General features: G+C 53.4%; 19 protein-coding genes. 16 read left to right on the top strand and 3 right to left on the bottom strand.

Translation table 11 applies throughout. The annotated features are described in order from the left end of the window. Positions 1 to 618: 618 nt before the first annotated feature. Entirely contained in the window at positions 619 to 804 is a 186-nt protein-coding gene (gene rpmB, locus ACGG90_RS01005) for a 50S ribosomal protein L28 (RefSeq protein WP_054713751.1), read from the bottom strand. Between the two features lie 216 nt (positions 805 to 1,020). Between rpmB and ACGG90_RS01000 the strand changes: the two genes are divergently transcribed. From ACGG90_RS01000 to ftsY, 8 genes are all read left to right on the top strand, one after another. Then, the gene (locus ACGG90_RS01000) at positions 1,021 to 1,383 is read left to right on the top strand and encodes an Asp23/Gls24 family envelope stress response protein (protein WP_390404691.1); all 363 of its coding nucleotides are present in this window, start codon (positions 1,021 to 1,023) and stop codon (positions 1,381 to 1,383) included. 48 nt (positions 1,384 to 1,431) lie between these two features. Beyond that, positions 1,432 to 3,108: a DAK2 domain-containing protein gene (locus tag ACGG90_RS00995; RefSeq protein WP_390404688.1), complete on the top strand. Its 1,677-nt coding sequence runs from the start codon at positions 1,432 to 1,434 to the stop codon at positions 3,106 to 3,108. A 64-nt stretch (positions 3,109 to 3,172) separates the two neighbouring features. Next, positions 3,173 to 5,212, top strand: a complete 2,040-nt coding sequence (recG, locus tag ACGG90_RS00990; protein WP_390404685.1) for an ATP-dependent DNA helicase RecG — start codon at positions 3,173 to 3,175, stop codon at positions 5,210 to 5,212. A 20-nt stretch (positions 5,213 to 5,232) separates the two neighbouring features. Then, positions 5,233 to 6,237 (top strand): phosphate acyltransferase PlsX, encoded by a 1,005-nt coding sequence (gene plsX / locus ACGG90_RS00985; RefSeq protein WP_390404682.1) that lies wholly within the window; start codon positions 5,233 to 5,235, stop codon positions 6,235 to 6,237. A gap of 56 nt (positions 6,238 to 6,293) precedes the next feature. Continuing rightward, on the top strand, positions 6,294 to 6,539 hold the full coding sequence (acpP, locus tag ACGG90_RS00980) for an acyl carrier protein (protein ID WP_390404680.1): 246 nt from the start codon (positions 6,294 to 6,296) through the stop codon (positions 6,537 to 6,539). 991 nt (positions 6,540 to 7,530) lie between these two features. Then, positions 7,531 to 8,262 carry a ribonuclease III gene (gene rnc / locus ACGG90_RS00975; RefSeq protein WP_390404677.1) on the top strand — a complete coding sequence of 244 codons (732 nt, stop codon included), beginning with the start codon at positions 7,531 to 7,533 and terminating at the stop codon, positions 8,260 to 8,262. 145 nt (positions 8,263 to 8,407) lie between these two features. Continuing rightward, complete coding sequence (gene smc / locus ACGG90_RS00970; RefSeq protein WP_390404674.1) at positions 8,408 to 11,959, top strand: chromosome segregation protein SMC; 3,552 nt, start codon at positions 8,408 to 8,410, stop codon at positions 11,957 to 11,959. A gap of 9 nt (positions 11,960 to 11,968) precedes the next feature. After that, positions 11,969 to 12,973: a signal recognition particle-docking protein FtsY gene (ftsY, locus tag ACGG90_RS00965; RefSeq protein WP_390404672.1), complete on the top strand. Its 1,005-nt coding sequence runs from the start codon at positions 11,969 to 11,971 to the stop codon at positions 12,971 to 12,973. Between the two features lie 200 nt (positions 12,974 to 13,173). Here the strand turns inward: ftsY and ACGG90_RS00960 are convergent, their stop codons facing one another. Next, a complete protein-coding gene (locus ACGG90_RS00960; protein ID WP_390404670.1) occupies positions 13,174 to 13,488 on the bottom strand; it encodes a hypothetical protein in 315 nt (104 codons plus the stop codon). Positions 13,489 to 13,641: 153 nt separating this feature from the next. On the opposite strand from ACGG90_RS00960, the gene ACGG90_RS00955 reads away from it, so the two are divergent. The 6 genes from ACGG90_RS00955 (at position 13,642) to trmD (ending at position 18,206) form a co-directional block, all read left to right on the top strand. After that, complete coding sequence (locus tag ACGG90_RS00955; protein ID WP_390404667.1) at positions 13,642 to 13,983, top strand: putative DNA-binding protein; 342 nt, start codon at positions 13,642 to 13,644, stop codon at positions 13,981 to 13,983. A gap of 39 nt (positions 13,984 to 14,022) precedes the next feature. Continuing rightward, entirely contained in the window at positions 14,023 to 15,459 is a 1,437-nt protein-coding gene (gene ffh, locus ACGG90_RS00950) for a signal recognition particle protein (protein ID WP_390404664.1), read from the top strand. Positions 15,460 to 16,325: 866 nt separating this feature from the next. Next, positions 16,326 to 16,601, top strand: coding sequence for a 30S ribosomal protein S16 (gene rpsP, locus ACGG90_RS00945; protein ID WP_125750484.1), 276 nt, complete (start codon positions 16,326 to 16,328; stop codon positions 16,599 to 16,601). Positions 16,602 to 16,610: 9 nt separating this feature from the next. Then, on the top strand, positions 16,611 to 16,859 hold the full coding sequence (locus tag ACGG90_RS00940) for a KH domain-containing protein (RefSeq protein ID WP_390404661.1): 249 nt from the start codon (positions 16,611 to 16,613) through the stop codon (positions 16,857 to 16,859). A gap of 62 nt (positions 16,860 to 16,921) precedes the next feature. Then, positions 16,922 to 17,440 carry a ribosome maturation factor RimM gene (rimM, locus tag ACGG90_RS00935; RefSeq protein WP_390404658.1) on the top strand — a complete coding sequence of 173 codons (519 nt, stop codon included), beginning with the start codon at positions 16,922 to 16,924 and terminating at the stop codon, positions 17,438 to 17,440. Beyond that, a complete protein-coding gene (gene trmD, locus ACGG90_RS00930; RefSeq protein WP_390404655.1) occupies positions 17,430 to 18,206 on the top strand; it encodes a tRNA (guanosine(37)-N1)-methyltransferase TrmD in 777 nt (258 codons plus the stop codon). Before rimM ends, trmD begins: the two co-directional genes overlap by 11 nt. A 31-nt stretch (positions 18,207 to 18,237) precedes the next feature. Here the strand turns inward: trmD and ACGG90_RS00925 are convergent, their stop codons facing one another. Further along, entirely contained in the window at positions 18,238 to 19,320 is a 1,083-nt protein-coding gene (locus tag ACGG90_RS00925) for a glycosyltransferase (RefSeq protein ID WP_390404652.1), read from the bottom strand. 155 nt (positions 19,321 to 19,475) lie between these two features. Here ACGG90_RS00925 and ACGG90_RS00920 point away from each other — a divergent pair, with 155 nt between their 5' ends. Continuing rightward, entirely contained in the window at positions 19,476 to 19,850 is a 375-nt protein-coding gene (locus ACGG90_RS00920) for a hypothetical protein (protein WP_390404650.1), read from the top strand. A gap of 131 nt (positions 19,851 to 19,981) precedes the next feature. Next, the gene (rplS, locus tag ACGG90_RS00915) at positions 19,982 to 20,338 is read left to right on the top strand and encodes a 50S ribosomal protein L19 (protein ID WP_390404647.1); all 357 of its coding nucleotides are present in this window, start codon (positions 19,982 to 19,984) and stop codon (positions 20,336 to 20,338) included. The last annotated feature ends 15 nt before the right edge of the window (positions 20,339 to 20,353 follow it).

Genomic DNA, 20,353 nt, shown 5'->3' with positions numbered 1-20,353 from the left:
TTGCGCGATTCATTATCCTGATACGAACGATGTAGGACAGGGGTTGCGTAGGGGCGCGGTGCGGCAAGACGGTCAGGCCGTGAAACGATCAGCGACGTGAGACAAGTGGTTTGTGCTTGGCTCGCGTCGCTGATCGCGGCAACTTTTGAGATTTGCAAGGCGAGCCGCAGGCGAGCGCAAAGCTCAAAAGTTAGGCGTAAAACGCGCGTTTCTCAGCGCGGTTGAAGCCGGCCGCACTGCCTGCGCCGTCTTGCCGCACCGCGCCCCGAAGCAGCCCCTGTCCGGGCCTGGGCAAGCACCAAGTCCGAGCATGATACGATTGTGGTCTTCGTCGAGCTGCGTGGCGCAACGCGGGTGCGGTTAGCTACGCCATCGCACTCGGGGCAAAGTACGCCCCAATCACGATGGCTAGGCTACCCGACCCGCTAAGTGCGCGCCACTTCGCTCTGGTCATCGTCGAGCTGCGCAAAGCAACGCGGCGTGATATAAGTCGTGACGCCACTTGGGCATAAATCGCCCAAATGTCATCCCATCTTATATCCACCGCTAAAAGCGGGCTGCTCCGCTCTGGTCAAAAAAAGCCCCGACGCGAGGCCGGGACTTTTTTGTATCTCCGGATTAGACCCGGGTCACTTTACCTGATTTAAGTGCGCGAGCGGAAACCCAAACGCGCTTCGGCTTACCATCAACTAAAATGCGAACCTTTTGGAGATTTGCTTTCCAAGCGCGCCGGCTAGAATTCAAAGCGTGGGAACGCTTGTTGCCAAACACGGTGTGGCGCCCGGTGATTACGTCTTTTGCCAAAATGCTGACCTCCTTGCTTATTCGCCATCTGCGAATTTTTCACTAGACCAACTTATCATAACCACAGATGGTTTGCAAGAAGTTTTGCAAAGGAAAATTACTTGACAGGCGAAAACCCGGGATAAAATGACAAAGAACACGGCATATGCTAAACTAGTTTGGAAATACTCTGCGTAGTATCGCAAAAGCCTGGCTTTTGAATAGGAGGTCAACATCATGGCGGTCAAAATCAAGACCAAATATGGGATCATCGACATTTCCAACAACGTCATTGCGACGGTGGTGGGTGGCGCCGCGACAGATATCTATGGTATCGTCGGCATGGCCAGCCGCAATCAGATCCGTGATAATCTCAATGACATTCTCAATCGTGAAAATTATGCGCGCGGCGTGGTCGTGCGTCAACAAGACAATGGTGTGACAGTTGAAGTCAACATCGTGGTAGGTTACGGCACGAAGATTTCCGAAGTCTGCCGCAACGTTCAAGACAAAGTCAAATACAACTTGGAATCGATGCTTGGGGTGACAGCCAACACTGTTACCGTCATCGTACAAGGTGTGCGCGTGTTAGGCGACTAAAGCGCACTAGAGATTGGCAAGCAATCGTTTGCACTGGAGGATCAGGTAGTGGAAGTAGCAGAAATCAATGCGGCGAAATTCTCAGACATGATTCGCGTTGCGGCACATCGCATCGCCAAGAATGCTGAATTCGTCAACTCATTAAACGTGTTCCCGGTTCCCGATGGTGACACTGGTACCAACATGAATTTGACGTTTCAAACCGGCGCCAAAGCCGTGTTAGAAGCTGATTCAGATCATGTCGGCGAACTGGGCAAGAAGTTAGGCAAGGGCCTGCTTATGGGCGCTCGCGGCAACTCAGGGGTCATCAGCTCCCAATTGTTCCGCGGTTTTGCCAAAAGTGTCGAAAACAAGCAAAGCTTAACGGCTCAAGACTTGGCCGACGCTTTTGCCAGCGGCGTGGAAACGGCGTATAAAGCTGTGATGAAGCCGGTGGAAGGCACGATTTTGACCGTTGCTCGAGAAGGCGCCAAGGCCGGCTTAAAAGCCGCCAATGACACCACCGACTGTGTCGTGGTGATGACGGCGGTGGTTAAAGGCGCCAAGCGCGCCTTGGCCAAGACGCCAGACTTGCTGCCGGTGTTAAAAGAAGTCGGCGTCGTTGATTCTGGCGGCCAAGGCTTGTGCTTCATCTACGAAGGCTTCAAAGAAGGCTTAAGCGGCAAAGCAGATGACAACGAATACGTGCCAGACGAAGCCGAAATGAATGAAATGGTCAACGCCACGCATCATCAAGGCGCCCAAACCAAGCTGAACCCAGACGATATCGTTTACGGCTACTGCACGGAAATGATGGTGGAACTTGGTGTCGGTGACGGCCCGAAGAAGCCTTTTGATTATGAAGTGTTCCGCGGCTATCTCAACGGCTTAGGCGATTCCACCTTGGTTGTGGCAGATGACGAAGTGGTCAAAGTCCATGTCCACACCGAACATCCTGGCACCGTCTTCAAGTACGGCCAGCAATTCGGGGCCTTAGCCAAGATCAAAGTCGATAACATGCGCTTGCAACACGAAAGCATCATCGAACGCGAAGAACAATATCAAGAAGCGGCTAAAGAAACGCCTTTGGCAGACTCTGCGGTGGTGGCCATTGCCGCCGGTGCGGGCTTGGCAAAGTTGTATGAAAGCTTAGGGGTCAGCTACGTCTTAAACGGCGGGCAAACGATGAACCCATCGACGAATGACATCTTAGAAGCAGTGACTGCCGCGCACGCCAAGCAAGTGATCGTGTTGCCGAACAACTCTAACATCTTCATGGCCGCTTCTGAAGCTGCCAAAGCCGCCGACGTTGACGTGGCGATCGTCAAATCCCGCACCATCAACCAAGGACTCACGGCGATGTTGGGGTATAACCCAGAAGCCAGCTTAAGCGAAAACCAAGAAATGATGAGCGAAGAATTGCAGAACGTGGTTTCCGGTTCGGTGACGCGCGCGATTCGCGACACCACTATCGACGGCTTAACCATTCACACCAATGACTGGATGGGCATCATCGACGGGTCGATCAAAGTCACCAATGTTGATCGCATCACGGCCACAGTCGAAATGGTCAAGCAAATGCTGGACGAAGATTCCGAGATCATCACGGTGATCGTAGGCGCAGACGGTTCTAAAGCCGAGGCCGAAACCATCAGCGAACACATCCAAGCCTTAGATGACGACTTGGAAGTCGAGATCCATCAAGGCGATCAGCCGGTTTACCCATATCTGATCTCAGTCGAATAAACTAACAGGCCGCGGATCCGCGGCCTGTTTCGTCGATATCATTGACCATAAAGGAGGCGAAACGATGTCTTTGAACGATCCCGTAACGGTGTTGCCTGGCGTGGGACCCAAGCGTCAAGCGGCCTTAGCCAGCTTGGGGCTGGAAACTGTAGGCGACTTGCTGTTTTATTTCCCGTTTCGGTATGCTGATTTGCAAGTTAAAGACTTGGCAGAAGCCGCCGATCAAGAGAAGCTGACGATCAAAGGCGTCGTCGTGGCCCCGCCGGTAGTCAGCCGCTTTGGCCCGCACAAGAATCGCCTCAATGTGCGGGTGCAAGTCGATCACGCTGTGGTGATGGTGACGTTTTTCAACCAGCCTTGGCTTAAAGACAAGTTTGACCAAGGTACTGAAGCGGCGATTTATGGCAAATGGGACGCCAAGCGCCACACCATGACTGGGATGAAGGTGTTGGCCACTCAAACCCAAGATGCGCCTTCTTTGGCCGGGATCTATCCAGCCAACAAGAACATCCGCCAGTCGACCATTGTTGAGTTGATCAAAGCCGCGTATCAGCGCGACGGCGACAATATTTACGACGTGGTCCCCCAAGCGATCCGCACCCGCTTCAAACTATTGACAGACGCGCAAATCGTTCATGGCATGCATTGGCCAGACACTGCCCAAGAAGCCAAAGCCGCCAGACGCTCGGCGATTTTCCGCGAGTTCTTCTTGTTTGAAGCCCAGATCCAAGCGCTGCGCCAAGACAATGCCATGACGCAAAACGGCTTGGCGATTCCCTATGACAATCAGCAGGTGCGCGCGCTGATCAAGACGCTGCCTTTTGCCTTGACCGATGCGCAAAAGCGGGTGGTCAATGAGATCTGTGCAGACATGTTGCGCCCGACGCATATGAATCGCTTGTTGCAAGGGGATGTCGGCTCTGGTAAAACGATCGTGGCGGCAATCGTGATGTACGCGGCGATCACCGCGCGTTATCAAGCCGCCTTGATGGTGCCAACGGAAGTCTTGGCTGAACAGCACTACGCCAAGCTCAGCAAGTTATTCGCTGATTTCCCGGTCAACGTGGCGCTGCTTACGGGCAGCACCAAGGCCAAAGACAAGCGCCAGCGCCAAGCGGAGCTGGCCAGCGGCGAAATCGATTTGGTGATTGGCACCCATGCCTTGATCCAAAAAGGCGTGGATTTCTCGGCTTTGGGCTTGGTGGTAATCGACGAGCAGCACCGCTTCGGGGTGCAGCAGCGCAAAGTGCTGCAAGACAAAGGCTTGCATCCGGATCTGCTGGCGATGACTGCCACGCCGATTCCGCGGACGCTGGCTATCACCACCTATGGCGAAATGGATGTGTCAGTGATCGATGAACTGCCCGCCGGCCGCAAGCCCATTACCACCAGTTGGGTGCGCAAGAATCAACTGGGGCGGGCTGTCGAACTGATGCGCCAAGAGTTAGCCGCTGGCCATCAAGTGTTTGCCATTACCCCATTGATCGCCGAATCTGAGAAAATCGACTTGCAAAACGCCGAGCAGCTATATGAAGACATGAATAAAGCGTTTGGCCAACAGCATCAAGTGGCCTTGTTGCATGGGCAAATGAAACCAGACGAAAAAGACACCATCATGCGCGCCTTTTCCGCCGGGGAAATCGATGTGCTGGTGTCGACGACGGTGGTTGAAGTTGGTGTGGATGTGCCTAATGCCACGGTGATGGTGATTTTTGACGCTGATCGCTTCGGCTTGGCGCAATTGCATCAACTGCGCGGGCGCGTTGGGCGTGGTAAGGCAGCGGCGTATTGTATCTTAGTGGCCGACCCCAAGAATGATATGGGCGTCGAGCGGATGCAAACGATGGTGTCAACTACCGACGGCTTCAAGCTGGCGGAGAAGGACTTGGAACTGCGCGGCTCAGGCGATATTTTCGGCGACAAGCAGTCGGGGCTGCCGGAATTCAAGCTGGCTGACCCGGTGGCAGACTTTCCAACGCTGGCTGCGGCGCAACAAGTGGCTGCGGCGCTGTTTAAAGCCGACGCCAGCTTGTCCGGCCCAGAACTGGCACCGCTGCGCGCTTACTTGGCCCGCTTGCAAAAGCAAGTCGGCAGCTTGGATTAGACTTTGGAGGGAAGAAATAGATGAAAATTGCTGTAGATGCTATGGGTGGCGACCACGCGCCAGAAGTTGTGATCCAAGGCGTGTTGCGGGCCCGTGACGAATATTCAGACGTTGAGTTCATACTCTTCGGTGATGAAGCCAAGCTTCGCCCGCTGATCGATTCAGATGCGCACATCACCATCGTGCACACCACCGAAAAAATTGAAAGCGACGATGAGCCAGTACGTGCCGTGCGCCGCAAGAAGCAAGCGTCGATGGTGTTGGCGGCCCAAGCGGTCAAAAACGGTGAAGCCGATGCGGTGTTCTCCATGGGCTCCACTGGTGCGTTATTGGCGTGCGGCTTGTTTGTGGTCGGACGCATTCGCGGGATCGATCGCCCAGGCTTGATGCCGACGCTGCCAACAGTTGACGGCAAAGGCTTCATCATGTTAGACGTTGGCGCCAATGCTGAAGGCAAGCCGCAGCAGCTGGTCAGTTACGCGGTGATGGGTGACTTCTATGCCCGCGACTTGCGCGGGTTGGCTAAGCCGCGCGTGGCGTTGTTAAACAACGGCACCGAGCCCAACAAAGGCGACACACTGCATCAAGAGACTTTCAAGCTGCTTGAAGCCTTGCCTGACATCAACTTTATCGGCAACATCGAATCCGATAAGCTGTTGCAAGGCGTGGCCGATGTGGTGGTCACCGATGGCTTTACCGGCAACGCCGCACTGAAAGCCACTGAAGGCACCGCCAAAACGATCTTGAAGCTGGTAAAGTCGGCAATTATGGATTCTGGCATCAAAGGCAAGCTGGGCGGCTTGTTGCTCAAAGACGGCATCAAGTCGATTGCCAGCACTTTTGATGTGTCCAGTTATGGCGGTGCAGTATTGTTGGGCTTGCAGGCGCCAGTGGTCAAAGCCCATGGCGGCGCCGACGCAGATGCGGTGTATTACACGATCCGCCAGATCCGCACGATGGTGGCCAATGATACGGTGGGTAAGGTGAAAGACTACTTTGCACGACAATCCGATGAGTTGGCGTAGACAAAGCCGTTAAAAACCGCTATATTAGAGTGCGTGTTAAGAAACGGAGGACCGTCATGACTGAGCAAGAAGTATTCGCAAAGATTTCAGGTTTGATCCAGGATCATTTCCAAACCCCAGCATCCCAGATCACCAACGACCTGAACTTCAAGAAGGACTTGGATGCTGATTCGATCGATATCGTTGAGTTCGTATTAGAGCTTGAAGATACTTTCGGCGCCGAGATCCCTGATGAAGATGCGGAAAACATTGTGACTGTTGGCGACGCTGTGAGTTACGTCATGGCCCATCAAACCAAATAAACAGTTCGTCCGGCAAAAGCCGGACTTTTTTTGTCCCCAGAGCGGAGCAGCCCGAACTTAGCGATGTGTGTAAGACGGGATGACGGTTGGGCGTACTTGGCCCAAGCGGCGTCACGGCTTACACACAATCGCGTTGGGCTGCGCAGCTCGACGAAAACCAGAGCGGAGTGGCGCGTTCTTAGCGGGTCGGGAAGCCTAGCCATGACACTTGGGGCGTGGGCTTGGCCCCAAGTGTCATGGCGTAGCTAACCGCACCCGCGTTGCGCCACGCAGCTCGACGAAGACCCCAGAGCGAAGCAAAGCAGTTTTATCTCACGCCGCGTTGCTTTGTGCAGCTCGACGAAGACCACAGTGTAAGCTTGGGGGTCGGGCCAAGGAAGCGGCGCGCCGCGGGGGTCGCGGATTGGCGCAGGCTGCGCGGCCGGCTTCAACCGCGCTGAGGCGCGCGCGTTTTACGCCTAACTTTTGAGCTTTGCCTCGCCTGCGGCTCGTTTGCAAATCTCAAAAGTTGCCGGGTGCGATGTCCCACAAGCCTCGCCTCTAGCTGCGCTGCGCTTGCGTCGAAGCGAGGCTTGTGGGACATCGCACCACTCGCGGCCTGACCGATCCGCGAGCCCCGCGTCACACCGCTTCCTTGGCCCTGGGATGGTGGTGGCAGGTTAGATATTGATTGATTAACGAATTGCTGGCAGCGTTCTGGCAGCGCAAAAGTTGCAACACAGCCGCCTTGTGAAATTTCACAAGCGTATTCGTCGCAAAGATAATGGCGTGACACTTACAACGACAAGCGAAGGCGCGATTGTTTCACGTGAAACACTTAATTGTGTACAACCAATATGGCGTCGTCGGGCGTTTTTGGCTTGTGCAGTGTGCTGTGGCTTAAAGCAGCGGCATCAGCGTGGGAAATCCGTATCCCAGCGCGATTGCAGGTGTTATTTTGAGTGCGGTCTTGTATAATAGAACAGAGAATCTAAGGAGGAAGATATAATTTATGGTCGCTTCAGAATTTGTTTCAGAACTTAGGAATCGATACGGGATCGAGTTTCATGACCTGACCATCCTTGATGAAGCGTTCACGCATTCCTCTTACGTCAACGAGCATCAGGAATTGGGCCTTAAAGATAACGAACGCCTTGAGTTTCTGGGCGATGCGGTGTTGGAACTCACTGTCAGCGATTATTTGTATCGGCAATATCCGGATCTGCCAGAAGGTAAATTGACGCGGATGCGCGCAGCGATCGTGCAAACCAAGAGTTTCTCGGCATTTTCCAAAGAGGCGCACTTTGATCAATATATTCGCTTGGGCAAAGGTGAAGAGAACGCCGGTGCTCGCAAGCGCAAGACGTTATTGGAAGACTTGTTTGAAGCGTTCAATGGCGCGTTGTACTTGGATCAAGGCCGCGAAGCCGTGATCGACTTCGTGTCCAAGGTGATCTTTCCAAAGATCGCCGCGGGCCAGTTTGACGCCAATATGGACCATAAGACTGCTTTGCAGGAGTTCTTACAGCAAGACGGTGAAGTGAATATTGAATATCACTTAATCAGCGAAACCGGCCCGGCACACGCGCGGGAATTCGCTGTTGATGTGGAAGCTGAAGGCAAAGTCTTGGGCTCTGGCGTCGGCAAGAATAAGAAGGCCGCAGAACAAGCCGCAGCCCAGGCTGCCCTTGAGGAACTACAAACCCAAAGCGACGAAAACCAGAGCGGAGCAAAGCGGGTTTAGCGGTTGAGATAAGGCGGGATGACGTTTGAGCGGTTTGTTCCCAAGCGGCAACACGGCTTATCTTCTGTCCTTGCTTGGCCTCACGCGAAGCAAGGCTTAGCACCATAGCGACGCCATTGTGGCGTTTGATGAAGGAGTATCACGCATGCAGTTAAGAGAACTCTCGATCAACGGCTTCAAGTCATTTGCAGATAAGACGTCGATCGAATTCGTCCCTGGACTGACTGGAATCGTTGGTCCTAACGGTAGTGGGAAAAGCAACATCACAGAAGCCATCCGCTGGGCGCTTGGTGAACAAAGTGCCAAAAGCCTGCGCGGGGAGAAAATGGGCGATGTGATTTTTGCCGGTACCGCCACGCGGCCGCCGCTTAACCGGGCCGAAGTGACGATGACGTTTGATAATTCCGATGGGTATTTACCTGATCAGCCGGCGACGGTGTCTGTCTGTCGCCGGCTTTATCGTGATGGCGAATCTGACTTTCTGATCAACAATCAAGCCGTTCGCCTTAAAGATATCGTCGATTTGTTCATGGATTCCGGTCTCGGGAAGGAAAGCTTCTCCTTTATTTCCCAAGGCCGTGTTGAAGCCATTTTTAATTCCAAACCAGAAGACCGCCGCGGCATCATTGAAGAAGCCGCCGGCGTGTTCAAGTACAAGCAGCAAAAGTCCAAAGCCGACAAAGAGCTGCAAGAAACCGATGACAACTTAGACCGCGTCAACGATATCGTGCAAGAATTGCATCGGCAATTGACGCCGCTGGAAGAACAAGCGTCGATTGCACGCGACTATGAGCGGCAAACCAAAGACTATCAAACCGCGCATAAAGCCGTGTTGGCCATTGAGATCCATCAATTGGCTGAAGAACAAGCGGCCACCAAGGCCCAAAGTAAAGTCACTGCGCAATTGTTGAGCGGCTTGAAAGCCAAGATCGCCACGCTTGAAGCGCGCTCTGAGCAAATGACTGCGCAAGACAGCCAGTACGAAAGCCAAGTTGCGGCGCTTAATGACACTGTGTTAAGCACCTCGATGCGTTTAGAGAACTTGACTGGTGAAACCAAGTTGTCTTCAGAACGCGCCAACAACGCGCAAAGCCAACTGGCCGACTTGCAAGAACAATTGGACAATGCCACTAAAGCCGCCGCAGAAGCGCAAGAACAACTGGCTGCTTTAGCCGACAAACAAAAGACCCAAGCCGATGAACTCACAGCCGCCCAAAAGGCGTTGAAAGCCGTTGAATCCGCCAGCTTGTCGCCTGAAGCGTTAAACGCGCAATTGGACGCTGCCCAAGCGACGTATATCGACTTGTTGCAACAACAAGCCACAACCAATAACCAGTTGTCTGCTGCCAAAAAAGACCAGCAAGTGGCCCAGAACCAATCTCTGGCACAAAGCAGCCGCCAGCGCGAATTGCAAACGCGAGTGCGCGAGGCCAAGCAGAATCAAGCGGCGTTGAAAGAAGCCGTCGCGACCCAACAAGCCGCCTTGGCCCAAGCCCAAGCTGCTCAGGCTAAGGCGCAAAGTGCGCAAACGGCAGCCGAAACTGCAGTCAGCGATTTGAACCAGCGCTATCAACAAGCGCTGGGAATCTATCAAAGCAGCAAATCGCGTTATGAAACACTTAAAGAGCTCAAAGAAGACTACCAAGGCTTCTTTGCCGGGGTCAAAGCCGTGTTGCAACACAAGCAGCAATTGCCAGGGGTAGTTGGGGCAGTCGCGGAATTGCTCACGGTGCCTAAAGAATACCAATTGGCTTTTGATATTGCCTTAGGCGCCTCGCTGCAATCGATCGTGACGCAAGACGAGCATGCTGCCAAGCAGGCGATCACGTACCTGAAGCGCCAGCGCGCCGGGCGGGCGACTTTTCTGCCGATCAGCGTCATTAAGCCGCGGCAGCTGCCGGCCAATATCGTCGCGCAGCTGCAACAGATGGCTGGCTTTTGCGGCGTAGGCGTTGATTTGTTGCGCTATCCGGCGCAAGTGGCTGATATCATGGCCAATTTGGCCGGCAGCTTAGTGGTGGTTGACAACCTTGATCACGGCGTCACAATCGCCAATTTGCTGCACCATCGCTATCGCATCGTTACCTTAGACGGCGACTTGTTAAACGTCGGCGGCTCCATGTCCGGCGGCCAAGTGCATAAGCAAAATGGCACCTCACCTTTGGCGCGCACTCAAGAAGTCCAAACCTTAGCGGCGCAGCTCAAGCAAATGACTCAAACCTTGCAAGCCACGCGCCAGCAGCTTGACGACTTGCAAGCCCAAGCAGCCGCTGCATCAAGCGACTTGACCCAAGCGTCTACTCAAGCCGCGTCATTGCAAGCGGCGGTGAGCTCACAAGAAGCGCAGCTGGCCACGGCCACCGCGACGCTTGAACAACTGCAGCGCCAACTCAAAGCATTAGGCTTAAGTGCCGCTGCGCCAGAAGACTATGATGCGCAAATCAAAGCCCTTGAACAACAAGCAGCAACCATCGCCACCAAACTTGCAGCGGCCCAACAAAGCCTGCAGCAGCACAAAGCAGACGTGGCCAGTGCTGCCAGCGCCCAAGCGTCACAACAAGCGGCGTTAAGCGAACACAAAGCGCAAGTCGCCGTGCTTAAAAGCGCCCAAGAAACCACCGCTAACCAACAAGCCCAATGGCAAGCCAGCTTAGATCAAGCCACAGCCCGGCGGCAAAGCCTGACGCAGCGCGTGGCCAAGATCAAAGAAGCGGCGCAAACCAACACTGCCAGCACCAGTGATCGCCAAGCGCAAATCAAACGGCTCAAAGCTGAGTTGGCTGCGCATAAGCGCAAGCTGACAGAATTGACCCAAACCAAAGCGGCCAATCGCGGGGAGTTGTCTAAAGTCTCTGCTGAGATCAACACCGCCAACCGGCAGCAAAACACCGCCATGGCTGATGCACAGCAGCAAGCCGTGGCGTTAAACCGCATCAAGTTAAACTTGGATTCGCGCTTGAACACGCTGGCTGAAGACTATCAGCTTAGCTTTGAAGCAGCGTATGCGGCCAAAACCGTTGAAGATGCAGACTTGCCGATGCTCAAAAGCCGCTTGAAACTGTTAAAGCGCGGCTTAGATGAGCTGGGTCCAGTCAACCCTAACGCGATTGCCGAATATGACAACGTCAAAGCCCGGTACGACTTCTTGACCAAGCAGCAAAACGACTTGTTGGATGCCAAGCAGCAATTGCTGGACACCATGGGCGAGTTGGATGAAGAAGTCCGCAAACGCTTCAAGACCATGTATGATGCGACTGACTTGGCCTTTCAAGACATTTTCCCGAAGATGTTTGGCGGCGGGCATGCGCATTTGAGCTTGACGGATCCGGATGACTTGTTAAACACTGGCATCGAGATCTCGGCACAGCCGCCTGGCAAGAAGCTGTCGCGGCTTTCCTTGCTGTCTGGTGGGGAACGGGCGCTAACGGCGATCGTGTTGTTGTTTGCGATCCTGCAGGTGCGGCCGGTGCCGTTTAGTATCTTGGATGAAGTTGAAGCCAGCCTTGATGATGTGAACGTGAATCGCTTCGGCGAATTCTTGAAGCATTACGCCACTGACACGCAATTTATTGTGATCACCCACCGCCGCGGCACGATGCTGGCGGCTAACGTCTTGTACGGGGTGACCATGCAAGAGTCAGGCGTCAGCCGGATGATGGCCGTGTCGTTAGACCAAGCCACCAAGAAACTCTCCTAGGAGGCAATTATGGGATTATTTGATCGAATCAAGAAGGCGTTCACCGGCGAACCGGAAACGCCTGAAACACAAAAATATGATACCGGCTTGGAGAAGTCGCGGACGACTTTTGCCGAGCGGCTGAATGCTTTGTTCGCCAACTTCCGCACCGTTGACGAAGCCTTCTTCGACGATTTGGAAGAAATGCTGATCGGCGCCGATGTTGGCTTTCAAACAGCTGTTGACCTCACCGATTCTTTGCGCGAAGAAGTGAAGCTCAAGAATGCCAAGAAAGCCGAAGACGTGGCGCAAGTCATTGTCCAGAAACTTGTGGACTTATATGGCGAAGCTGGCAGTGATGAAGACAACACCTTGCATTATGCCGAATCCGGCCCGACAGTGTTCTTGTTCGTCGGCGTCAATGGCGCAGGCAAAACGACTACGGTGGGCAAATTGGCCCATCAGCTCAAAGATCAAGGCCGCTCGGTGTTATTAGCTGCTTGTGACACGTTTCGGGCCGGGGCCATTGAGCAGCTGCAAGAATGGGGCCGCCGCGATGGGGTGCCAGTGGTTGCCAGCGCCGCCGGATCCGATCCGGCCAGCGTGGTGTTTGATGCCGTCAAGAAGGCCAAAGCCGAGCAGTATGACGTGTTATTAGTCGACACCGCCGGCCGCCTGCAGAATAAAGTCAACTTGATGAAAGAACTGGACAAGATCAAGCGTGTGATCGTGCGCGAATTGCCAGATGCGCCGCAAGAAGTCTTGTTGGTCTTAGACGCCACCACCGGCCAGAATGCGTTGAGCCAAGCCAAGCAGTTCAATGAAACCACAGACATTTCCGGCATTGTCTTGACCAAACTTGACGGCAGCGGCAAAGGCGGCATCGTCTTGGCCATTCGCAACGAGTTGCATGTGCCGGTGAAGCTGGCTGGTTTAGGCGAAGGCATGGACGACTTGCAGATCTTTGACCCGACGAAGTTCGCTTATGGACTGTTTAAGGGCTTGATTAATACCCCGGCGAAACACGACGATTAATTTCAAAGCGGGTTGCTCCGCTTTGGTTTTCGTCGAGCTGCGCAACCCAACGCGATTGTGTGTAAGGCGTGACGCCGCTTGGGCCAAGTACGCCCAAACGTCATCTCGTCTTACCCGCATCGCTAAATTCAGGCTGCTCCGCTTTGGGGTACACAAAAACTCCCGCTTGCGACTGATGCAAGCGGGAGTTTTGTCAATTATTATGCAGTTTGGAGCTTGCGTTCGCGCCCTAAAACGACCTGCAGTACGATCAACACCACATAGGCGATGATCACGTATAATAGCCAGTTGCCGGTGGTGACGGTGCTGGCAAACCAGTACTTCTGCCATGCCGTGTTGCTCATCACCCAGTAGAACACTGCAGCGGCGATTAAGCCGAGCGTGTTGAGTATTGCAAAGAACCAGAGATTGCCGTTTTCATGATTGCCTAGATAGATCAGGCTGAACACTAAAGTCCATGCCCACCATCCACACAAGGCGGCGACGACACCCCAATATAGAATCGTTGCGACCATAACTTTCCCTCCCGTGCATCAGTATGCCTACATTCTAACATGTTTGTAAGCGCAATAGGTAGATTTTGTGAAAGTTCTAACGACCGACGCTGGGATATTGACGATTCGCCGTGATACCGGTATTCTGAAAGAAGTGTAGAATGAGGGATAATTATGGAAATTGAGAAGAATAACCGCATGAACTCGCTGTTTGAATTTTACGGCGCGTTGTTAACCGATAAGCAACACAGCTATTTGGAGTTGTACTATGGCGATGATTACTCACTAGGCGAAATCGCCACGGAATTTGATGTGTCGCGCCAAGCGGTGTATGACAACATTCGCCGGACTGAAGCCAGCTTGGAAGAATATGAGAGCAAGCTGCATTTGTTGGCGAATTATCAAGCGCAGAATCAAAGCGTCGACAGCCTGGTGCGCTATGTGCGCGAACACTATCCTAACGATGCGGAGTTATCCAAGCGCTTGATGCGCGTGGCTGATCAAGCAGCAAGATAAATGCAGGCTGTCACGCAGCCTTGAAACAAGGAGAAAATAATGGCATTTGAAGGTTTATCAGAACGATTACAGAAAGCTTTTGCCGGCTTGCGGCGCAAAGGCAAAGTCACCGAAGCGGACGTGCGCGATTCAATGCGCGAGATCCGCTTGGCACTGTTAGAAGCCGATGTTAACTTTGGCGTCGTCAAAGAATTCGTCAAGAACGTTCGGGAAAAGGCCGTTGGCGCTGAAGTCTTAGAATCACTGTCGCCGGCGCAACAGATCATCAAAATCGTCAACGATGAATTAACGGCGACGATGGGGGATGCGGCGGTGCCGTTGAACAAGGCACCGCACATTCCAACCGTGATCATGATGGCCGGCTTGCAAGGGGCCGGGAAAACGACCACTGTCGGCAAGCTGGCCAAGCGTTTGATTGATCAAGAAAAAGCGCGGCCGTTATTGATGGCAGCCGATGTCTATCGCCCGGCTGCCATCGACCAGTTGCAAGTGGTGGGTGAATCCGTTGGGGTGCCGGTTTTTGAAATGGGCACTGATGTGGATCCGCGCGAAATCGTGCGCCAAGGCTTGGCGCAGGCGCATTTGCAACATAACGATTATGTGATCATCGATACCGCCGGGCGCTTGCAAATCGACGAGAACTTGATGAACGAGCTGGCCGATATTAAAGCAATCGCTGAGCCTAACGAAATCTTGCTGGTGGTCGATGCGATGACTGGGCAAGCCGCCGTTGACGTGGCCAAAGGCTTCAACGAGCGCTTAGACATCACTGGGGTCGTTTTGACCAAGTTAGACGGCGATACCCGTGGCGGGGCGGCACTGTCGATTCGCAAAGTCACCGGCAAGCCGATCAAGTTCGTGGGTCAAGGCGAGAAGATGGACGCGTTGGACGTGTTCTATCCAGATCGCATGGCCAACCGGATCTTAGGCATGGGCGACATGCTGACGCTGATCGACAAGGCCCAAGAGAACTTCGATCAGAAGCAAGCCGAAGAAATGGCCGATAAGATCAAGGAGAATTCGTTTGATTTCAACGATTTCCTGGATCAAATGGCGCAAGTGCAGAACATGGGCCCGATGGAAGACATCATGAAGATGATTCCTGGCATGGCCAACAATCCGGCGCTGAAGAATTTCAAAGTCGATCCTAAAGACATTGCGCATATGAAGGCGATCGTTTATTCAATGACGCCTGCGGAACGTGAAAACCCAGACTTGCTCAATCCGTCACGCCGCCGCCGCATCGCGGCAGGTTCCGCGCGCCCAGTGGTTGAAGTTAATCGCTTGATCAAGCAATTCAACGCGTCTAAGAAGATGATGTCGCAAATGTACAAAGGCAACTTCCAAGGCATGGAAGGCCTCATGGGCGGCGGCGTCAAAGGTAAGCTCGGCAAAATGGCCATGAATTCGATGATCAAGAAGCAAAAAAAGAATAAGAAGAAGCGGCTGAAACACGCTAAGAACTTTAAATCATAAACCCCAGAGCGGAACAGCCCGCACTTAGCGGTGGATATAAGGCGGGATGACGCAAAGGCGCGCTTTGCCTTGGCGGCGTCACGACTTATATCACGCCGCGTTGGGCTGTGCAGCTCGACGAAACCCCAGAGCGGAGCAAAGCGCATTTAGCGGGTCAATTAGCCTAGCCCTCGTGCTTGTGGCGCACTTTGCCACGAGTGCGGGGGCGTAGCTAATTGCACCCGCGTTGCTTTGCGGAGCTCGACGAAGACCAAAGCGTAAAAGGCGCGGACCCTGCCCAGGCCCGGACAGGTGCTGCTTCGGCGCGTGGTGCGGCAAGCCGGGGCAGGCGGTGCGGCCGTCTCCAACCGCGCAAAGAACGCGCGTTTTCCGACTAAGTTTAGAGCCAGGCACTCGCTTCGCTCACTTGCCCGTCTCTAAACTTGCCGCGATGCGCACAGCAAGCCTTGCACAGCCCACAAGTCTTACTGTGCGCATCGTTTCACGGCCTGACCGGCTCGCCGCACCACGCGCCTACGCACCCCCTGTCCTACACAATCGAATCAGGATAGTGAATAGGGCGGTCTGGTATCATACAATTGTCGCTTCTTGTTGGATTAAAGATGCTGGCAACAGTTCGTCACGGATAAACGCTAAAGCATCGGTACTGTATGCGCGCCAACAGTCACAAGCAGATGCACAACGGCTGGAATCATGACTAATGACCGAACTTGGGTTATTTAGCAAATTCCAGCGAATCTTGACCGATTTCGCCTGATTTCCAGCAAGTTTTGGGACAAGTTTGTGTTGTAAAGAAAAAACTCTTTACACGCCATGGAATATTTGCTATTATTTTGAAGTTGAGAAATTTACAGGAGGTGGACTTAATGGCAGTTAAAATTCGTTTAAAGCGGATGGGTTCCAAGCGTAAGCCTTTCTACCGTGTCGTGGTTGCTGATTCTCGCTCCCCACGTGACGGCCGGTTTATTGAATCCGTCGGTTACTACAACCCATTAACCGAACCAGTTGACTTAAAGCTGGATGAAGATTCAATTTTAGATTGGCTTCAAAAAGGCGCACAACCTTCAGATACTGTACGTACTTTGCTTACTAGCAAAGGCTTACTGCAAAAGTATCACGAAGCGCGTTTCGCTAAGAAATAAGGTCGCGTCGTGGACATCGCATCGCTTATCCGAGCAATTGTGACCCCATTAGTGACTCATCCCGAAGCCATCGACATTCAGGCGCATGAAACGCATGATTATATGGCATTCGACTTGACTGTCGCCCCGGATGATGTCGGCCGGGTGATCGGCAAGAGTGGCCGGGTCGCGCAGGCGATCCGTACCATTGTCTACGCCGTCAAGTCGCCGTACGCTAAGCGTGTGCGGTTAAATATCTTAGATGCTAAATCTAAGTAGATAAATTGTGACCGGCAGATGCCGGTCCTTTTTTGAATCAAAGGTTAAATCAGGAGGACGCAATGCCAAAGCTTTATCACGTCGGCAATATTGTCAACACGCACGGGATCCGCGGCGAGGTGCGGGTGATCGCCACCACCGACTTCCCAGAAGAACGCTTCAAGAAAGGCACCAAGCTTGTGATCGACACCACGCCTAACACCGAAGTGGTCGTCGCATCCAGCCGCAAGCACAAGGACTTCACCTTGTTGACGTTTGACGGCTACGACAATATCAATCAAGTCGAAGTTTTCAAAGGCCACACGTTGAATGTGACTGAAGAAGAACAGCAGCCTTTAGACGAAGGCGAATATTATTATCGTGACATCATCGGTTTAAGTGTCATCGATCAAAGCGGCCAAACGCTTGGTGAAGTCACTGAGATCTTAAGCCCAGGCGCCAATGATGTGTGGGTCATCAAGCGCCCAGGCAAGTCTGAAGTGCTGTTGCCTTTTCTTAAAAGCGTGGTGTTAAGCATTGACTTGGCAACCCGCACGGCGCATGTTGATGTACCAGAAGGGCTGATCGACGATGAAGATTGATGTGTTAAGTCTGTTTCCGGATATGTTTGCACCGATGATGCAAAGCATGATCGGCAAAGCAGTCGATTCAGGCAAAATCGACTTTAACGTGGTGGACTTTCGCCAGTACTCCCATGACAAGCACAATCACGTTGATGACACGCCATATGGTGGCGGTGCCGGGATGTTGTTAAAGCCGGAGCCGTTATTTGAAGCCATGGACGACTTAAATGCGCAAGATGCTGGACCAAAGCGGGTGATCTTGCTGGATCCGGCTGGGCGCCAGTTTGATCATGTGGCGGCTAAAGAATTGGCGCAAGAGTCGCATTTGGTGTTTATTTGCGGCCATTATGAAGGCTATGATGAACGCATTCGCAGCTTGGTTACCGATGAATTCTCATTAGGCGACTTTGTGTTGACCGGCGGCGAGTTGCCGGCGATGATGATGATCGACGCCACGGTGCGCTTTGTGCCAGGGGTGTTAGGCAACGTCGAATCGGCGGCGACTGACAGCTTTGAGAACGGCTTGTTGAATTACCCAGAATACACCCGACCGGCTGTTTATCGCGGCATGGCGGTGCCTGAAGTGCTGCAGAATGGCAACCATCAGCTCATCGCGCAATGGCGCTTGAAAGAATCACTGCGCCGCACTTATTTGCGCCGCCCGGGGCTATTGGAGAAGGTCGAATTAGACCGCAACGCGCAGAAATTGCTGCGCGAAGTCAAAACCGAAGAGCACACCAAAGTACTGGAAGCCAAGCTGGCTGCCGACCAAAGTGCCAAGTAAAAGACGCCAGGCAGCCTGCCTGGCGTCTTTGCTATTGCAGCACATGCAACCACTGCGCGACGATACGCGCCGGTTGGAAGTCTTGGGCACGACGCAGCGACTGGCGCGCGTAATGCGCGCGTAAGGCAGGTGAGTCGATCATGCGCGCCAAGGCCTTGGAGAAGTCCACCACGTCAGCAGGGCGCGTTAATACGCCATACGTGTTGTCTTCTTTGATGAACTCGCGGCTGCCGGTGTTGGCCATGGCAACGATCGGCAAGCCATACGCCATGGCTTCGCCGATCACCAAAGGCATCCCTTCCCAACGCGATGTCGACACGAAAATGCTGCTGGCAGCGTAATGCGCGGCCAAGCCGTCATCATGCAAGGCCCCCAGATAATCGATTTTTTCACCCAATTGCCAAAATTGCCGCAGGTGAAAGAATTCGGCCATGTCTGCTTCAGTGCCTGACCCGGCAATGGCGATGTGCCAATCTGCCGGCAGACGCCGGGCGGCTTGCAGCAACAAGTCGATGCCTTTGTGTTGGATGGCGATGCGGCCGGTGAAGGCGATGCGATGCGCGGCCAAATCAGCGTGGCGCGTGGCGGTCAAGGTCAAGGGGTTGTATAACTTGATGGTGTGGGCGTTGAAGCGCTGATAGCCAGCCAAGTCACTGTCAGTCAACACCACTAATAAGTCCACCGCCGACAGCCCGTCGCGAAACTCGCCGCGCATGTGGCCGTAATAGTCTTCAGTGTAAGTGGTGAAGTTGTTATGCATCCAACCAATCAAGCGCACCCTTGGCAAAGCTTTCTTGATCAGCGGCGCAAAGCTGGTCAACAAGCCAGCCGGCAAGATCACCGTGTCAATTTGTTGCGCATCGATGGTATCGATCAAGCTGGCAATTTGCGGCTCATAGCGCTGATACGGATGATCGCCAAAGAAGTTCAACAAGTTCGGATCAGCCGGTGGATCGGCGATGATCAATGGGGCATCCAAGGTGAAGTACAATGGCGTATCCGCCAAAGCAAAATACACCAGCGACACATGCCGGGCCAAGGCGTTGCCTAGTACAGTAGACGCGCGCTTGACGCCGTCCATGACGACATTCTCTAATGCGATCATGACTTTCATGACTGCGGCCTCCGTTTCCTCCCAATAAAGGGATGACCCGTCAAGCAACTGATTTAAAGTTAGCATGGGTTGACGAAAACTGTCAATTTTTTGCATTGAGCAAGACTATGATAGCGCGTACAATGAAGGAAATAGGTCACTTTGGAGGACAAGGCATGGCAAAGAAGAAGAGTAACACCGGCGCGGCCACTGGCGGCGTCTTGGTGGTGGTGCTGGCTGGCTTGAAGCTGCTGCCTGAGTTTGGCAAGTGGCTGCCGCAAGTGCTGCTGACCACAGGGCGCAACAGCGGCTTATTGATCGCCTTGGTTGCGGCAGTGGCGATAGTGGGCGGGCTGATTTGGCTGTTGCGCCACCAGATTCGCCCTAAGCGTCTGCGCGAGCAAACCAGCGTCGACGTGCAAGCCCAAGTCGGCTACCTCGCCCCGGCTGTCACAAGGCAAGCGCGGCGTTCTAAGCTGTGGCTGGCGGCTTTGTTGTGGGGTGCAGCATTGGTGATCGCCTTAGGTTACGCCATGCTGACGATTTTGTGAACCTGTCAAGCAAAAGGACTTGCCGCAGATTCTTGGCTGTGTTAGACTTAAACATTGTGATAACTCACATAGTAACGATGTTCCGCTGGCCGCCAGACGGTGAATGAATGTCGAATAAGGAGAACTGCTCTATGACTAAGCAAAACCCATTAATCGAAGCCATCACCAAGTCCCAATTACGTGATGACATTCCTGACTTCCGCCCTGGTGACACGGTCCGTGTTTACGCCAAGATCGTTGAAGGCGAACGCGAACGTATCCAGCTGTTTGAAGGCGTTGTAATCAAGCGCCACGGTACTGGCATCAGTGCCACTTACACTGTTCGTAAGATCTCAAGCGGCGTTGGCGTTGAACGGACTTTCCCTTTGAACACGCCTCGTGTTGAAAAGATCGAAGTTGTCCGTCATGGTCAAGTACGTCGTGCCAAGTTGTACTACCTGCGGGCATTACGTGGTAAGGCTGCTCGTATCAAAGAAAAGCGCCGTTAATCCACTAAAGAAGGT

This window comes from Lacticaseibacillus jixiensis, from assembly GCF_042847315.1.
GTDB classification, from domain to species: domain Bacteria; phylum Bacillota; class Bacilli; order Lactobacillales; family Lactobacillaceae; genus Lacticaseibacillus; species Lacticaseibacillus jixiensis.
The sequence above is the reverse complement of the archived record's forward strand: the minus strand, read 5'-3'. Positions and strand labels throughout refer to the sequence as shown.

What these genes read in the sequence shown, in the direction of transcription:
- acpP (WP_390404680.1), top strand. Translation starts at nt 6,294, where the DNA reads ATGACTGAGCAAGAAGTATTCGCAAAGATTTCAGGTTTGATCCAGGAT.
- smc (WP_390404674.1), top strand. Translation starts at nt 8,408, where the DNA reads ATGCAGTTAAGAGAACTCTCGATCAACGGCTTCAAGTCATTTGCAGAT.
- recG (WP_390404685.1), top strand. Translation starts at nt 3,173, where the DNA reads ATGTCTTTGAACGATCCCGTAACGGTGTTGCCTGGCGTGGGACCCAAG.
- rimM (WP_390404658.1), top strand. Translation starts at nt 16,922, where the DNA reads ATGCCAAAGCTTTATCACGTCGGCAATATTGTCAACACGCACGGGATC.
- rnc (WP_390404677.1), top strand. Translation starts at nt 7,531, where the DNA reads ATGGTCGCTTCAGAATTTGTTTCAGAACTTAGGAATCGATACGGGATC.
- ACGG90_RS00955 (WP_390404667.1), top strand. Translation starts at nt 13,642, where the DNA reads ATGGAAATTGAGAAGAATAACCGCATGAACTCGCTGTTTGAATTTTAC.
- rplS (WP_390404647.1), top strand. Translation starts at nt 19,982, where the DNA reads ATGACTAAGCAAAACCCATTAATCGAAGCCATCACCAAGTCCCAATTA.
- ACGG90_RS01000 (WP_390404691.1), top strand. Translation starts at nt 1,021, where the DNA reads ATGGCGGTCAAAATCAAGACCAAATATGGGATCATCGACATTTCCAAC.
- plsX (WP_390404682.1), top strand. Translation starts at nt 5,233, where the DNA reads ATGAAAATTGCTGTAGATGCTATGGGTGGCGACCACGCGCCAGAAGTT.
- ACGG90_RS00960 (WP_390404670.1), bottom strand. Translation starts at nt 13,488, where the DNA reads ATGGTCGCAACGATTCTATATTGGGGTGTCGTCGCCGCCTTGTGTGGA.
- ACGG90_RS00920 (WP_390404650.1), top strand. Translation starts at nt 19,476, where the DNA reads ATGGCAAAGAAGAAGAGTAACACCGGCGCGGCCACTGGCGGCGTCTTG.
- ffh (WP_390404664.1), top strand. Translation starts at nt 14,023, where the DNA reads ATGGCATTTGAAGGTTTATCAGAACGATTACAGAAAGCTTTTGCCGGC.
- rpsP (WP_125750484.1), top strand. Translation starts at nt 16,326, where the DNA reads ATGGCAGTTAAAATTCGTTTAAAGCGGATGGGTTCCAAGCGTAAGCCT.
- ACGG90_RS00925 (WP_390404652.1), bottom strand. Translation starts at nt 19,320, where the DNA reads ATGAAAGTCATGATCGCATTAGAGAATGTCGTCATGGACGGCGTCAAG.
- trmD (WP_390404655.1), top strand. Translation starts at nt 17,430, where the DNA reads ATGAAGATTGATGTGTTAAGTCTGTTTCCGGATATGTTTGCACCGATG.
- ftsY (WP_390404672.1), top strand. Translation starts at nt 11,969, where the DNA reads ATGGGATTATTTGATCGAATCAAGAAGGCGTTCACCGGCGAACCGGAA.